General features: G+C 60.1%; 14 protein-coding genes. 5 read left to right on the top strand and 9 right to left on the bottom strand.

Annotated features, from left to right (window positions below; translation table 11 throughout):
• Positions 1 to 12 precede the first annotated feature (12 nt).
• Positions 13 to 945 carry a 2-hydroxyacid dehydrogenase gene (locus ACR3E6_RS02835; RefSeq protein ID WP_480485722.1) on the top strand — a complete coding sequence of 311 codons (933 nt, stop codon included), beginning with the start codon at positions 13 to 15 and terminating at the stop codon, positions 943 to 945.
• Between the two features lie 2 nt (positions 946 to 947).
• On the opposite strand, the gene ACR3E6_RS02840 is transcribed toward ACR3E6_RS02835, so the two are convergent.
• From ACR3E6_RS02840 to ACR3E6_RS02865, 6 genes are all read right to left on the bottom strand, one after another.
• The gene (locus ACR3E6_RS02840; protein ID WP_480485724.1) at positions 948 to 2,963 is read right to left on the bottom strand and encodes a M3 family metallopeptidase; all 2,016 of its coding nucleotides are present in this window, start codon (positions 2,961 to 2,963) and stop codon (positions 948 to 950) included.
• Between the two features lie 75 nt (positions 2,964 to 3,038).
• On the bottom strand, positions 3,039 to 4,088 hold the full coding sequence (locus ACR3E6_RS02845; protein WP_480485726.1) for a HesA/MoeB/ThiF family protein: 1,050 nt from the start codon (positions 4,086 to 4,088) through the stop codon (positions 3,039 to 3,041).
• Positions 4,088 to 4,543: a dUTP diphosphatase gene (gene dut, locus ACR3E6_RS02850; protein ID WP_171634845.1), complete on the bottom strand. Its 456-nt coding sequence runs from the start codon at positions 4,541 to 4,543 to the stop codon at positions 4,088 to 4,090. Before dut ends, ACR3E6_RS02845 begins: the two co-directional genes overlap by 1 nt.
• 15 nt (positions 4,544 to 4,558) lie before the next feature.
• On the bottom strand, positions 4,559 to 5,755 hold the full coding sequence (coaBC, locus tag ACR3E6_RS02855) for a bifunctional phosphopantothenoylcysteine decarboxylase/phosphopantothenate--cysteine ligase CoaBC (RefSeq protein ID WP_480485728.1): 1,197 nt from the start codon (positions 5,753 to 5,755) through the stop codon (positions 4,559 to 4,561).
• A gap of 63 nt (positions 5,756 to 5,818) precedes the next feature.
• On the bottom strand, positions 5,819 to 6,643 hold the full coding sequence (locus ACR3E6_RS02860; protein WP_171634850.1) for a ChaN family lipoprotein: 825 nt from the start codon (positions 6,641 to 6,643) through the stop codon (positions 5,819 to 5,821).
• On the bottom strand, positions 6,640 to 7,518 hold the full coding sequence (locus tag ACR3E6_RS02865; protein ID WP_152456879.1) for an RNA polymerase factor sigma-32: 879 nt from the start codon (positions 7,516 to 7,518) through the stop codon (positions 6,640 to 6,642). The genes ACR3E6_RS02860 and ACR3E6_RS02865 overlap by 4 nt, the downstream gene beginning before the upstream one ends.
• A 99-nt stretch (positions 7,519 to 7,617) precedes the next feature.
• Here ACR3E6_RS02865 and cobU point away from each other — a divergent pair, with 99 nt between their 5' ends.
• The 4 genes from cobU to ACR3E6_RS02885 are packed head-to-tail and all read left to right on the top strand — an operon-like array spanning position 7,618 to position 11,216.
• Positions 7,618 to 8,139 carry a bifunctional adenosylcobinamide kinase/adenosylcobinamide-phosphate guanylyltransferase gene (gene cobU, locus ACR3E6_RS02870; protein WP_209834628.1) on the top strand — a complete coding sequence of 174 codons (522 nt, stop codon included), beginning with the start codon at positions 7,618 to 7,620 and terminating at the stop codon, positions 8,137 to 8,139.
• Positions 8,136 to 8,714, top strand: a complete 579-nt coding sequence (locus tag ACR3E6_RS02875; protein WP_480485731.1) for a histidine phosphatase family protein — start codon at positions 8,136 to 8,138, stop codon at positions 8,712 to 8,714. Before cobU ends, ACR3E6_RS02875 begins: the two co-directional genes overlap by 4 nt.
• A gap of 58 nt (positions 8,715 to 8,772) precedes the next feature.
• A complete protein-coding gene (locus ACR3E6_RS02880) occupies positions 8,773 to 9,654 on the top strand; it encodes a glutathione S-transferase (protein WP_480485733.1) in 882 nt (293 codons plus the stop codon).
• A 47-nt stretch (positions 9,655 to 9,701) separates the two neighbouring features.
• Positions 9,702 to 11,216 carry a YifB family Mg chelatase-like AAA ATPase gene (locus tag ACR3E6_RS02885; RefSeq protein WP_480485735.1) on the top strand — a complete coding sequence of 505 codons (1,515 nt, stop codon included), beginning with the start codon at positions 9,702 to 9,704 and terminating at the stop codon, positions 11,214 to 11,216.
• Here the strand turns inward: ACR3E6_RS02885 and gshB are convergent.
• From gshB to rsmI, 3 genes are all read right to left on the bottom strand, one after another.
• The gene (gshB, locus tag ACR3E6_RS02890; RefSeq protein ID WP_480485737.1) at positions 11,213 to 12,145 is read right to left on the bottom strand and encodes a glutathione synthase; all 933 of its coding nucleotides are present in this window, start codon (positions 12,143 to 12,145) and stop codon (positions 11,213 to 11,215) included. The two genes, ACR3E6_RS02885 and gshB, sit on opposite strands and share 4 nt — an antisense overlap.
• Before the next feature lie 61 nt (positions 12,146 to 12,206).
• Positions 12,207 to 12,578, bottom strand: coding sequence for a YraN family protein (locus ACR3E6_RS02895; protein WP_152456873.1), 372 nt, complete (start codon positions 12,576 to 12,578; stop codon positions 12,207 to 12,209).
• Between the two features lies 1 nt (position 12,579).
• Entirely contained in the window at positions 12,580 to 13,437 is an 858-nt protein-coding gene (gene rsmI / locus ACR3E6_RS02900) for a 16S rRNA (cytidine(1402)-2'-O)-methyltransferase (protein WP_480485739.1), read from the bottom strand.
• Positions 13,438 to 13,517 lie beyond the last annotated feature (80 nt).

Raw genomic sequence — 13,517 nt, forward strand, 5'->3', positions numbered from 1 at the left:
GAAAGGCCCCCGATGCCCGTAAACGTACTGTTTTCCGCGCGCCCTGCCCTGTGGCCCGTGTATGAACCGCTGCTCACTCGATACCTTGCGGAGGCCGGCGTTGAGGCGCGGCTCTGTACGGAATTTGACCCGGATCAGGTCGATTACGTTGTCTACGCTCCGAATGGCGGGTTACTGGATTTTTCGCCCTTTACACGCCTGAAGGCGGTTCTGAGCCTCTGGGCTGGGGTTGAAAAGATCGCGGACAATGACACGCTGACCGTCCCCTTGGCGCGAATGGTGGATCACGGGCTGACGCAAGGTATGACCGAATGGGTGGTGGGCCATGTGCTGCGCTATCATCTGGGAATGGATCGCCACATCACCATCCAGGATGGCGTCTGGGCCCCGGATGCCCCACCTTTGGCGCAAGAGCGCAAAGTGTGCATTCTGGGCCTCGGCGCGTTGGGCGAAGCCGCGGCCCGCACCCTGGCCTCGCTGAATTTCACGGTCACAGGCTGGAGCCGCACCGCCAAGGGCATCCCCGGCGTAACCTGCCTGCATGGTCCTGACGGTCTGCGTGACGCGCTTTCCCGGGCCGAGATACTGGTTCTGCTGCTGCCTGACACCGCTGCCACCGAAAACGCGTTGAATGCTGAAACGCTGGCCCTGCTGCCCAAGGGCGCGCGGATCATCAACCCGGGTCGCGGACCCCTGATCGATGACGATGCGCTGCTGGATGCCTTGAACGCGGGTCAGGTCGGTCACGCGACGCTGGATGTGTTCCGGGTCGAGCCCCTGCCCCCCGATCATCCGTATTGGGCACATCCGAACGTGACGGTGACCCCTCATATCGCGTCCGAGACCCGCCCGGTCACAGCCGCGCAGGTCATTTGCGAAAACATCCGGCGTGGCGAAGCCGGAGAGCCCTTCGTGCACCTGGTGGATCGCGCTTTGGGCTACTGATTTCAGGCCGCGATCAGACCGCGGCCTTTCAACAGGGCGTCAACCCCCGGCAATCTTCCCCGGAACGCCAGATACAGGTCTTCTGCCTCGCGCGAACCGCCAGTGGACAGGATGTTGTCCTCCAACGCTTTGGCGCGTTCGGGGTCAAAGGCACCTCCCGCCTCTTCAAAGGCGGCAAAGGCGTCGGCATCCATCACTTCGGACCACATATAGCTGTAGTACCCCGAGCTGTAGCCATCGCCTGCAAAGACATGCGCGAAATGCGGAGTAGCGTGGCGCATTCCAATGGCTTTCGGCATCCCCAACCTGGCCAAAACTTCTGACTGTTTCGCCATCGGATCTGCCGGTGCCTCGCCATCGTGGAAGGCCAGATCAACAAGGGCCGAGGCGACATATTCCACCGTCTGGAAACCCTGATCGAAATTGGCCGCTTTCAGCACCTTTTGCAGCATTTCCTGCGGCATCGGCTCGCCCGTTTCCGCATGGGTCGCAAACTCGGCAAGAACCTCGGGCACTTCCAGCCAGTGTTCGTAAAGCTGGCTGGGCAACTCTACGAAATCGCGCGCCACGGACGTGCCCGAGATGCTTTCATATGTCACGTTGGACAGCATCTGATGCAGGGCATGGCCGAATTCATGAAACAGGGTCCGCGCGTCATCATAGGACAGCAATGCGGGATCCCCTTTGGCAAAGTTGCAGACATTGATGACAACCGGTGTCTGCTTCTTCGGGAATTTGGCCTGCGCCCTCATCGCGCTGCACCAGGCGCCTGACCGCTTGGACCCTCGTGCAAAGTAGTCTCCGATAAATACGGCAATATGCTGCCCGTCGCGGGTAACGTCCCAAGCCCGGCAATCCGGGTGATAGAGGGGTACGTCCAACGGTTTGAAATCCAGCCCGAAAAGCCGGTTGGCGCAGGCAAACGAAGCCTCGATCATACGATCCAGTTGCAGATAGGGTTTCAACGCAGCCTCATCCAGATCATGTTCCGCCTTGCGCCGCTTTTCAGCATAGTACCGCCAATCCCAAGCTTCCAGCGGGCCGTTGATGCCGTCTTCCTGCATCATCTGCGTCAGAACATCCGCGTCGGCGTCTGCGCGGGACTTGGCCGGTTCCCAAACCTGCATCAACAGTTCGCGCACCCGATCCGGCGTGCGCGCCATCTCGGTTTCCAGCTTGTAGTCGGCGAACGTGTCATAGCCCAGAAGCTTGGCACGTTCTTGGCGTAAGGCCAGAATCTCGGCCGCGATGTCTCGGTTGTCTGTCTCGCCCCCATTGGCACCGCGTGCGGCCCAGGCGCGATAGGCTTTTTCACGCAGGTCCCGGCGGGGCGAGAATTGCAGAAACGGCACGATCAGCGACCGTGACAAGGTGACCACCGGCCCCTGTGCCTTCTTCTCCTGCCCCGCGGCACGCGCCGCGTCCACGACGAAATCCGGCAGGCCGTTCAGATCCCCTTCGGTCAGATCCATGTACCAGTCCCGCTCATCCGCCAGCAGGTTCTGGGTAAACGAGGTGCCCAGCGACGCAAGGCGCGACTTGATCTCTTGCATACGGGTGTCTTCGTCCCCTACCAAAGCCGCACCGGCACGCACAAAGCCCCGGTGGGTCAGCATCAGCACACGCGCCTGTTCCTCGGTCAGGTCAAGATCATCGCGCCGTGCCCATAGGTCGGCCACACGCTTGAACAGCGACTTGTTGGAAGAAATGCCCGAAAAATGCGTCGAAAGCTTGGGGGAAAACGCGCGTTGCAGTTCTTCCCGCTTGGGGTTGCTGTCCGCGCCCGCAATCGTGAAGAAGACCGACAGAACCTTGTCCAGTTGCCCGCCCGCAGCCTCGAGCGCCTCGATCGTGTTGGCGAATGTGGGGGTATCCGGATTTGCCGCTATCGCGTCAATCTCGGCGTTATGCTCTTTCATCGCCTGCTCCAGTGCCGGCGAGAAATCATCATCCGAGATATCGGAAAAAGGGGCGATTTCAAACGGTGTGGTCCAGTTGGACAGGATTGGGTTGGTCATGCGGATCTCCTTTGATCCCATAGCTATGTCGCCACGGCCGGGTGTTCCAGAACACCCAACCCATGTGAAGAAAGGTTAATCGTTTCTCATGCCACAAACAGGGCAATCGCCCCGGCGGGTCAGAACAATCTTGCGGCTTTCGCCGTACAGCGCGTCATAGATCAGCATCTCGCCGCGCAGCGCCACGCCGGCGCCCGTTATCACCTTGATCGCCTCGACCGCCATCATTGATCCGACGACGCCCGGCAGCGGGCCGATCACTCCGGCCTCGGAACAGGACGGGGCCAGACCGGGGGCCGGGGCCTCTGGGAAGATACACTGATAGCAGGGGCTGCCACTGGCGGGGTCAAACACACTCAGTTGACCTTCCCACTGCGACAAAGCCCCCGAAATCAGCGGTTTGCCCAGCGCGACAGCGGTTCGGTTTGCCAGATACCGGGTCTCAAAATTGTCGGTTCCGTCAAGAATCAGATCGAAGTCTGCAAACAGGTCAGTGGCGATTTCCTCGCTCAAGCGGCGGTGATAGGGCAGAACAACGACGTTCGGGTTTTGCGCCTCCATCGCCTGCTGGGCCGAAAAGACCTTGGGTATTCCAATATCCGCGTCGCGGTGAATGATCTGTCGTTGCAGGTTGGCATTCTCGACGACGTCATCGTCGATGATCCCGATCGTGCCGACACCCGCAGCCGCCAGATATTGCAGCGCAGGTGCGCCCAGACCACCTGCGCCGATCACCAGCACGCGGGCTTTCTTAAGTTTTTTCTGACCGGGCCCACCCAGTTCGCGCAACACGATATGGCGGGCATAGCGGTCCAGCTCGGCCTCGGTAAATCGGTCCGAGGGCATGTCGGGCTCCGGTTCCGAAGTTGAAACTGCGCGGTTGCGTAAGGCTTTGAGTATTCTGCCATACAGCAAAGCCAGCGCCGCGAAACCCACGAGGATCAGCCAAAGCGCCGCAGACCCACCCGTTGCTTCGCGAAGAGGGTGCCCATCCGGCAAGATTAGATGGGACAGTATGACGCCGGCCAACAACACACTCACGGAAACCATGCGCGCTTTTTTCGACGTGCCGGCGATATAACCGACGCCCCAAAGCCCCGCAGCCAGGATGAAAACCAACAGCATCAGCCGCGCCCGGTCGAGCCGAAACCGCCAGCCCCACGATCTGTTTCGCCCAGCGCCTGAGCCAGTTCAAACCTGGCCTGCACCACCGGCGCGACCACAAGCTGCGCGATACGATCTCCGTGGGCGATCTCGAACCGTTCCTGGCCCGCATTCATCACGATCACGCCCAAGGGCCCACGATAGTCGCTGTCAATGGTGCCCGGCGTGTTGGGCAGTGTAATCCCATGTTTCAACGCAAGGCCCGAGCGGGGCCGAACCTGAACTTCATACCCTTGCGGGATTTCAATGCGCAGGCCGGTCGGCACCAGCGCCCGCTGACCGGGGTCCAGCGTAATCGGCGCGCGGTCGGGCAGATTGGCACGCACGTCCGCGCCGGCCGCCCCCGAGGTTTCGTAAGAGGGAAGCGCCACGGCGGGGTCTGCCCCGTCTTCGCGGATCACCCGGATTGCAACCATGCCCTTGCCTTTCCTTCAGCCTGCCAACGCGTCCGCGATTTTCGCCGCCAGACGCCGGGCAACTTCGTCTTTGCCCATACGAGGCCATTCCTCGGCCCCGTTGTCCGAAATAAGGATGACCGCATTCTCTGGCCCGCCCATAATGCCTGTTGCAGGGCTGACATCGTTGGCGACGATCCAGTCGCAGCCTTTGCGCAGACGCTTGGCCGTGGCGTGTTCGATCACATTGTCCGTCTCGGCCGCAAAGCCGACAACCAATGGCGGACGGTTCGCGCCCATCCCGGAAACACGTTTCAGAATGTCCGGGTTTTCGGCGAATTCCAGTACCGGCAGGCCATCGCGACTTTTCTTCAGCTTCTTGTCCGACGCGCTGGCGACACGCCAGTCCGCGACCGCAGCCGCGAATATTCCGGCATCGACGGGCAGAGCTGCATCAACCGCATCAGACATCTGTTGCGCGGTTTCGACAGGTACGACCCGCACACCCGCCGGGGGCGGCACGTCTGCCGGGCCAGTCACAAAGGTCACCTCGGCCCCCAATTCCGCCAGCGCCCGGGCTACGGCGGCACCTTGGGCCCCGGACGAGCGGTTGGCTATATACCGGACCGGATCTATCGGCTCATGCGTCGGGCCGGACGTCACCAGCACCCGCTTGCCCGTCAAAGGCCCCGCAGACAACCGAGCCTCAATCGCCGTGACAACTTCCAGCGGCTCGGACATGCGCCCCGGGCCGTATTCGCCACAGGCCATGTCGCCTTCGTTCGGGCCCACAAAGCGCACGCCATCCGCTTGCAGCTGCTTCAGGTTTCGCTGTGTTGCCGGGTGGGTCCACATCCGCACATTCATCGCGGGCGCACACAGAACGGGTGTGTCCGTGGCCATCAGAAGGGTCGAGGCCAGATCGTTGGCCAACCCTGCGGCCATCTTGCCCATCAGATCCGCCGTTGCGGGGGCCACGACGATCAGATCCGCAGAGCGGGACAGTTGAATATGCCCCATCTCGGCCTCATCGGTGAGATCAAACAGATCGCGATAGCCTTTTTCACCTGCCAGAACCGATACGGACAGCGGCGTCACAAACTCTTCCGCAGCGCGCGTCAATACAGGGGTTACGTCCGCGCCACGCTCGCGCAACCTGCGGATCAGGTCCAGCGATTTGTAGGCCGCGATTCCGCCACCGATAATCAGCAGAATGCGTTTGGATGACAGCATGTTCAGCCCTTCCCGTCCCGGTCGGCCCCGACATTAGGCAAGGCCCGCAGGTAGTTCCAGCGATTAATTCTGAACCTGAAATGCCGCACAGGGGTCTTCGCGCTCGGCCGTAGGGCTATCAATCACGATATCGAATTCTCCGTCGATCGCTCCATCCTCGGATTGTCCGACGGCCACGACTTTCCAACCTGGTCTGAGGCGCGCTAGATAGGTCGGTATGCCCCGGTCCTTTCGCGCGTGACCATTTCCAGTAATCACGGCAACCGGACCCCCGGTTTCGTCCATCGCACGGACCACGGCACGGGCCAGCACAGCATCGCGCAATCGTTGAATCGCTACCATCTGGGGCAACATTTCAGCCGGAAGCGCATCGCAATGCGCCGCCAACTGGTCGGCTTCGCGCGCGGCCTGTTCTTCGGGCGATAGAGGCACCGTCAGACCATAACGCGCCGCGTCTGCCCCCAACGCCGTGGCGGCACCGCGTTCCATCGCGGCACGCGCGGCAGCACGCGGAACCATAGCCCCGTAAACCGGCGCGCCTGACGCCTCGAACACCGGATAATACATGCTGAGCGGCGGCCAGCCACTTTCAGCCCATTTCAGAATGCGGCTCAGTTCTTCCGGGTTTGACACAGCTTTCTGAGCGAGTCTCTGCGCGCCCTCTTCCGTGACCATTTCCCAGACGACGGCCGAAGGTGAAACAGCTTCAAGCGCCTCGGCCTGCACCAAATGATGCGTCGGGTTGTCGTGAACTTCCCCCAATATCAAGACATCGGCGTCCCGCATCGCGGACATGGCATCAGCGGGAACAAGTCTATCTGCCAGCCCCGGTCGCGCTGCCGCAACCGTAAGACCCAGAACAAACGCAAGAATCGCAAACTGTTTCATGCGATGAAGTGTTGCACCTCGCGCGACTGGGCTTCAAGGTTCTTGCGCATTTTCGCAAAGGCTGCGGCTTCAAGCTGTCGTACACGTTCTTTTGACAGACCCAGCTCGGTTCCCAGGCTTTCCAGGGTTCGCGCAGGGTCTCGCAGCTTGCGCTCGCGCACAATGAAACGCTCGCGATCATTCAAGGCATTCATCGCCGTCAACAGCCACTTGCGCAACTGTTCGGTATCATGGCTGTGTTCAACTGCTTCGGCTGCCTGCTCGCGGTCATCTTCCAGGGCATCGATCCACTCGCGCCCATCCTCATCAGCGGATTGCACCGCATTCAGCGAAAAATCAGAGCCGGACAGACGACCTTCCATCATCTCGACGTCGCGCAGCGGCACACCGATTTCCGTGGCGATCATCTGGTGTAACTGATGACGGTCCAACTCCTGCCCTTCGGTGGCGGCTTCCCGTTCCAGCCGGGCCTGAACGCGACGCATGTTGAAAAACAGCGATTTTTGAGATGAGGTTGACCCGGTCCGAACCATGGACCAGTTCCGCATCACATAGTCCTGAATGCTTGCCTTGATCCACCATACGGCATAGGTCGAAAACCGCACGCCGCGATCTGGGTCGAACTTGTCTGCGGCCTTCATCAGGCCAAGGCCTGCTTCCTGAATGAGATCATTCATCGGCGCGCCATAGCGCTTGAACTTGGCCGCCATCGAAATCGCCAGACGCATATAGGCGGTGATCAGACGGTGCAACGCCTGTTCATCACGCTCATCACGCCATGCATAAGCCAGTTTCAGTTCGGTTTCCGCATCCAGCAGCTCGGCCTTCATTGCTTGCCGGGACATCGAAAAGTCCGTCGCATTATCCAGTGCCATAAACCTCTCCCCTGTTTGCAGGTACTGGTCAGACTTGCTTTGCCGACCTATGACCATTACGCAAAACAGCACCAAACGGATCAACTATAGGTAAGTACTGTGTCGCCGGATTTAACCTTGGTTCTGGGCGGGGCCGCGTCGGGCAAGTCGGTTTTCGCCGAAGAACTGGTTGTTTCTCAGGGGAAAAGCCGAGTTTACCTTGCGACATCACAAGTGTTTGATGACGAGATGCGCCAGAAGATTGAGCGCCATCTTGAACAGCGCGGCGACGGTTGGACCACGGTTGAAGAACCCTTCGACCCGGGGCCGGTTCTGGCCACGTTGTCGCCCGATCAGATTTGCCTGATTGACTGCGCCACCATGTGGCTGAGCAACCACCTGCTGGCCGAAACCGATCTGGAAGCGGCACAAACCGCCCTGCTTGACGCCCTTCGTGCATGCCCTGCGCAAATCGTGATCGTCTCGAACGAAGTTGGCCACGGCATTGTCCCGGACAACGCCCTGGCCCGCCGGTTTCGCGAAGCACAGGGGCGGCTGAACATCGCGCTTGCAGCGCAGGCCGATCTGGTGGTGCAGATCACTGTCGGGTTGCCCTTGGTTCTGAAAGGGCAAATGCCGTGATGCGCCTTCACCTTGTTCGACACGGGCCGACACATGCGAAAACCATGGTCGGCTGGTCCGACCTGCCCGCTGACCTTAGCGATACAGCCGCACTGAAACGTCTGCACGACCATTTGCCGCCCAAGGCGCTTGTGATCTCGTCCGATCTGTCACGGGCGGTTGACACCGCCACGGCCATACAAGGTCAACGTCAACGCCTTCCCCATCATCCGGGCTTGCGGGAAATCCATTTTGGCGACTGGGAGTTGCGCGGATTTTCCGAAATCGAAGCCGAAGACCCGGAACTGGCCTTTTCATATTGGGACAACCCCGGCGATGTCCGCGCTCCGAAAGGTGAAAGCTGGAACGACGTCCGCAATCGGGTTGATGCGGCGATCGACACGCTTGTTTCAGTACATTCAGGCCGCGATCTGGTCATCGTCGCGCATTTCGGCGTTATCCTCACGCAAGTGCAGCGCGCCCTTGATCTGGACGGACAACAGACCTTTTCACACCGAATCGACAACCTGTCGGTAACGGATATCCTGATCGACGCAGGCAGGTGGTCCGTCGGTACGATCAATCACCTTCCGTGAACAGACCCCACACAAATCACTGTTTTACCGGGTTGCGAACCTGCGGCATCGTCTGCGTATGACATATGATTTGTATATCGGCGACCGCCTCTTCTCCAGCTGGTCAATGCGTGGCTGGTTGATGCTTGAGAAATTCAACCTTCCCTACAGAAGCCACATGATTGGCCTGTATTCGGGCACCATGGCACAGGATATGGAGCCCTTGGCCCCAGCGCGACTTGTGCCTGCCCTGCGCCTGCCGGAAGGAACTGTGGTGGGCGAAAGCCTGGCCATGGCTGAAACCCTGGCCGAGCGCCACCCTGATGCCGGGTTGTGGCCATCAGATCCCGCCGCCCGGGCAACCGCCCGCTGGCTATGCGCCGAGATGGTGGCAGGGTTTGGTGCCTTGCGGGATGAATGCCCGATGCAATTGCTGCACGTCTGGCAGGGTTTCGACCCCTCAGATGAAACACTGGCAGATCTGGCACGCATCGAAATACTCTGGGACCATGCACGCAAAGTGTCCGGTGCGGGACAAGGCCCGTTGTTCGGCGCGTATTCGCTGGTGGACGTGTTTTACTCACCTGTCGCAGCGCGGATCATCGGATATGGGCTGCCAGTTTCCAAGGCGAACCGGACCTATTGCCTGGACCTGTTGTCAGACCCCGCCGTCAGACAATGGCGCGCAATGGGCCTGACTGTCAGATACGACCCTTTTCCCTATCGTCAGGATTTGCCGTCCAAGCCCTGGCCGATCGGAGGGGTTTCAACCGCCAAGCCGGTCTCCGGCCCGTCAATCAACCAAGTTTGCCCGTATTCCGGCAAACCCGTTGCGGAATTTCTGGAGTTGGATGGAAAATGCTGGGGCTTCTGCAATCCATTCTGCCGCGACAAAACAATTGCCGATCCCGACGCGTGGCCAAAATTCGCTGCATTGCGCGCAACCGTTAACGACTCTTAAACCACAATCATGGCAGCAACACCCTGTTAACCAAGAACAGGACTGCCATGGTCGCCCGCGCCCACACTGTTGCCTTTCACGGCGTCGAAGCCCGCCCGGTCGAGGTGCAATGTGCCGTATCGCCCGGCTTGCCGGCCTTTTCCATCGTTGGCCTTCCCGATAAAGCCGTGTCCGAAGCCCGCGACCGTGTCCGCAGCGCGCTGAGTGCGATGGCCATCGCTCTGCCGTCGAAACGAATTACGATCAACCTGTCTCCTGCGGATCTGCCCAAGGAAGGCAGCCATTTCGACCTGCCCATCGCAGTCGCGCTGTTATCGGCACTCGAGGTCATCCCAGCCGATGCCGCCGAAGGAACAGTTGCACTGGGAGAGTTGTCGCTTGATGGATCTCTGGTGCCTGTCGTCGGCGCCCTGCCCGCGGCCATGACGGCCGCGTCAGAGGATCGCATGTTGCTGTGTCCCAAAGCCTCCAGCGCCGAGGCTGCATGGGTCGACGCCACTCAGGTTATCGGCGCGGGTTCCCTGGGCGATGTTGTCCGCCATTTCTCGGGACAGTGCCCTTTGCCGGCGGCACAACCCGGCGAGGTGAATCTGGCGCCCAGCGTGCGGGATCTGCGCGATGTAAAGGGGCAGGAACGCGCCAAGCGCGCCTTGGAAATCGCGGCAGCCGGGCGTCACCATCTGATCATGATCGGCACGCCGGGGTCGGGCAAATCCATGCTGGCCGCACGGCTTCCGGGCATCTTGCCACCGCTGACCGCAGTCGAAGCGTTGGAAGCTTCGATGATCCAGTCCCTGTGCGGGTTGCTGGATGAAGGCGGCATCAACCGCACGCGTCCATTTCGGGAACCGCATCATACGGCCTCGATGGCAGCCATTGTCGGCGGGGGCAAAGGTGCCAAGCCCGGTGAGATCTCATTGGCGCATAACGGCGTGCTGTTCATGGATGAGTTCCCCGAATTTCCCCGTTCGGTTCTGGAGACCCTGCGCCAGCCAATAGAATCCGGAGAAGTCATGGTGGCGCGTGCCAATGCCCATGTGAAATACCCCTGCCGTTTCATGCTGGTGGCCGCCGCGAACCCGTGCAAATGCGGCTACCTGACGGATCCATCGCGCGCCTGCTCTCGCGCACCCGGCTGCGGCGAGGATTATCTGAACCGTATCTCGGGGCCCCTGATGGACAGGTTCGACCTGCGGATCGAAGTTCCGCCCGTGGGCTTCACCGATCTTGATCTGCCCCCATCCGGCGACAGCTCGGCGACAGTTGCTGCGCGGGTTGAAAACGCCCGCGCCATACAGGCAGAGCGGTTTCGGGGAATGCCGGACCTGCGTCAGAATTCCGACGCCGAAGGCAAAGTTCTGGAACAGATCGCAACACCCGATGCAGAAGGAAAAGCCGTTTTGCTGAAGGCCGCAGATCGGTTCGGCCTATCGGCGCGTGCCTTTCATCGGATCCTGAGGGTGGCGCGGACGATCGCCGATCTGGACGGTTCAGCCGACATCCGCAGGCCACATGTTGCAGAGGCGCTGAGCTTTCGCATCAGCGCCCGGGTCATGGCTTAGATCTTGGCTTCAATCGCCTGCCAGATCTTCTCGGCGATGTTCACGCCGTCGAACCGTTCCAGCTCTTGAATGCCGGTGGGCGAGGTCACGTTGATTTCGGTGAGATAGTCGCCAATGATGTCGATCCCGACAAAAATCTGGCCTTTTTCTTTCAGCAGCGGTCCGATGGCTGCGCAGATCTCCAGATCACGCTCTGACAACCCGACCTTTTCCGGGCGTCCGCCCACATGCATGTTTGACCGCGTTTCGCCCGCGGCTGGCACCCGGTTGATTGCGCCAACCGGTTCACCGTCCACGAGGATCACCCGCTTGTCGCCATTGCTGACATCCGGCAGGAACTTTTGCACGATCAGAGGCTCGCGCGAGAACCCCGTGAACAGCTCGTGCAGAGAGGTCAGGTTGCGGTCATTGGCATCCAGTCGGAACACGCCCGCACCGCCATTGCCATAAAGCGGCTTTAGGATGATATCGCCGTGCTTTTCCTTGAACGCCTTGATCGTTTTTATGTCACGGGCAATCGTTGTCGGCGGCGTCAGGTCAGGGAAATCCAAAACCAGCAGTTTTTCAGGATAGTTCCGCACCCAGAACGGGTCGTTGACCACCAGCGTTTGCCCTTTCAGGCGGTCCAGCAGATGGGTGGACGTGATGTAATGCATGTCAAAGGGTGGATCCTGACGCAGCCAGACCATGTCGAAATCGGCCAGGTCAACTTCACGTTCGGGGCTCAGAATCGCCGGATCGCCGGCGACCCGCTGCACGGTCATGTCATGGCCGCGCGCCGTGATACGACCTTCCTGATAGGCCAGCTGATCCGGCCCATAGAAAAACAACGAATGACCGCGCGCCTGCGCCTCCTCCGCCAGACGGAATGAGCTGTCGGCGTTGATGTCCACGGCCCCGATCGGGTCCATTTGAAAGGCGATTTTCATGTCGTGTCCCTCAGTTTCACGCAAGATACATGGCCCAGCAGGCCTGAGGGTTCAATGGGGCTTAGGCGTGACCGAAGGCGTTTTCGATGATTTGAACCGCGCCAGTGCCATCTACCAGTGCCGCGTCAAATCGGACATTGGTCAATTGCCCACCCGGTTCGTTTTCCAGGTATTGCGCGGCCGAGGCACAGATTCGGTCAATTTGTCTTTGACTGATCCGGGCTGCAGCTTTTTCGAAACTGGAGCTTTTCTTGACCTCGATGAACACGAGCCCGTCGCCATCCCGCACAATCAGATCGATTTCACCACCGGCACCCCGCCACCGGCGATGCGCAATTGCAAAACCCCGGCGCTCATAGTCCGAGGCGACCCGAAGCTCGGCCGACTGCCCCGCCTGATAGGAAACCGAGCCCTGAATTGCACGCCGCCCCATGTCATCCCTTTCCCAGTTTCAGAGCTTTCTGGTAAATCGGACGGCGCGGCAGATCATACATTTCTGACACAAGATCCGCTGCGTCCCGAACCGAGTGGGTTTCCAAAGCTCGCTTCAAAGCCTCTTCTACGTCGGATTCGTTGACACTTTGCGAATGACTACGGTCCACCAGCAGAACGATCTCACCCTTGACCGGTTTTTCCTGAATTTCTGCCGCCAGATCGGCCAGTCTTCCACGGCGGATTTCTTCGAACTTTTTCGTCAGTTCACGGCACAAGGCCGCCTGACGGTCTGCCCCCAGGCAATCCGCAAGATCTGCAAGGCTGGCCGAGACGCGTTTGGGGGATTCGTAGAACACCAAGGTGCCTGGTATGTTTTTCAAAGTCTCAATCCGGGTCCGGCGTGCGCCCGATGCATTGGGCAAGAAACCTGCGAAGAAGAATGAATCCGTTGGCAGGCCCGCCAGGGTCAGCGCTGTTATTGCGGCGGATGCCCCGGGCGCACAGGTCACCATATGCCCGGCTTCGGCCGCCTGCTTGCCCAGATCATATCCCGGATCAGCGATCAGTGGCATACCCGCCTCGGATGCATAGGCGACAGATTGCCCCTGCGCCAGGGCATCCATAAGTCTGCCACGCGCCCCGGCGCCGCTGTGATCATGGTAGGCCTGGATATGCCGACCCTCCAGCGGGATGCCATGGATTTCCATCAACCGCCGCAGGCTCCGGGTGTCCTCCGCCGCTATCACATCGGCCGAGGCCAGAACATCCAGCGCCCTGAGCGTAATATCGCGCGCGGTTCCGATCGGAGTGGCAACAAAATACAGGCCCGCAGCCAATCTGATCTTTTGGAAATTCAAAGCTGGACCCTCACAGCGTGACGTTTATTATCGCGGCTCAACAGAACAGAAGCATTCACAGCCGCCGGATCAGGGAGTTT

This window comes from Ruegeria sp. AL3, from assembly GCF_056536065.1.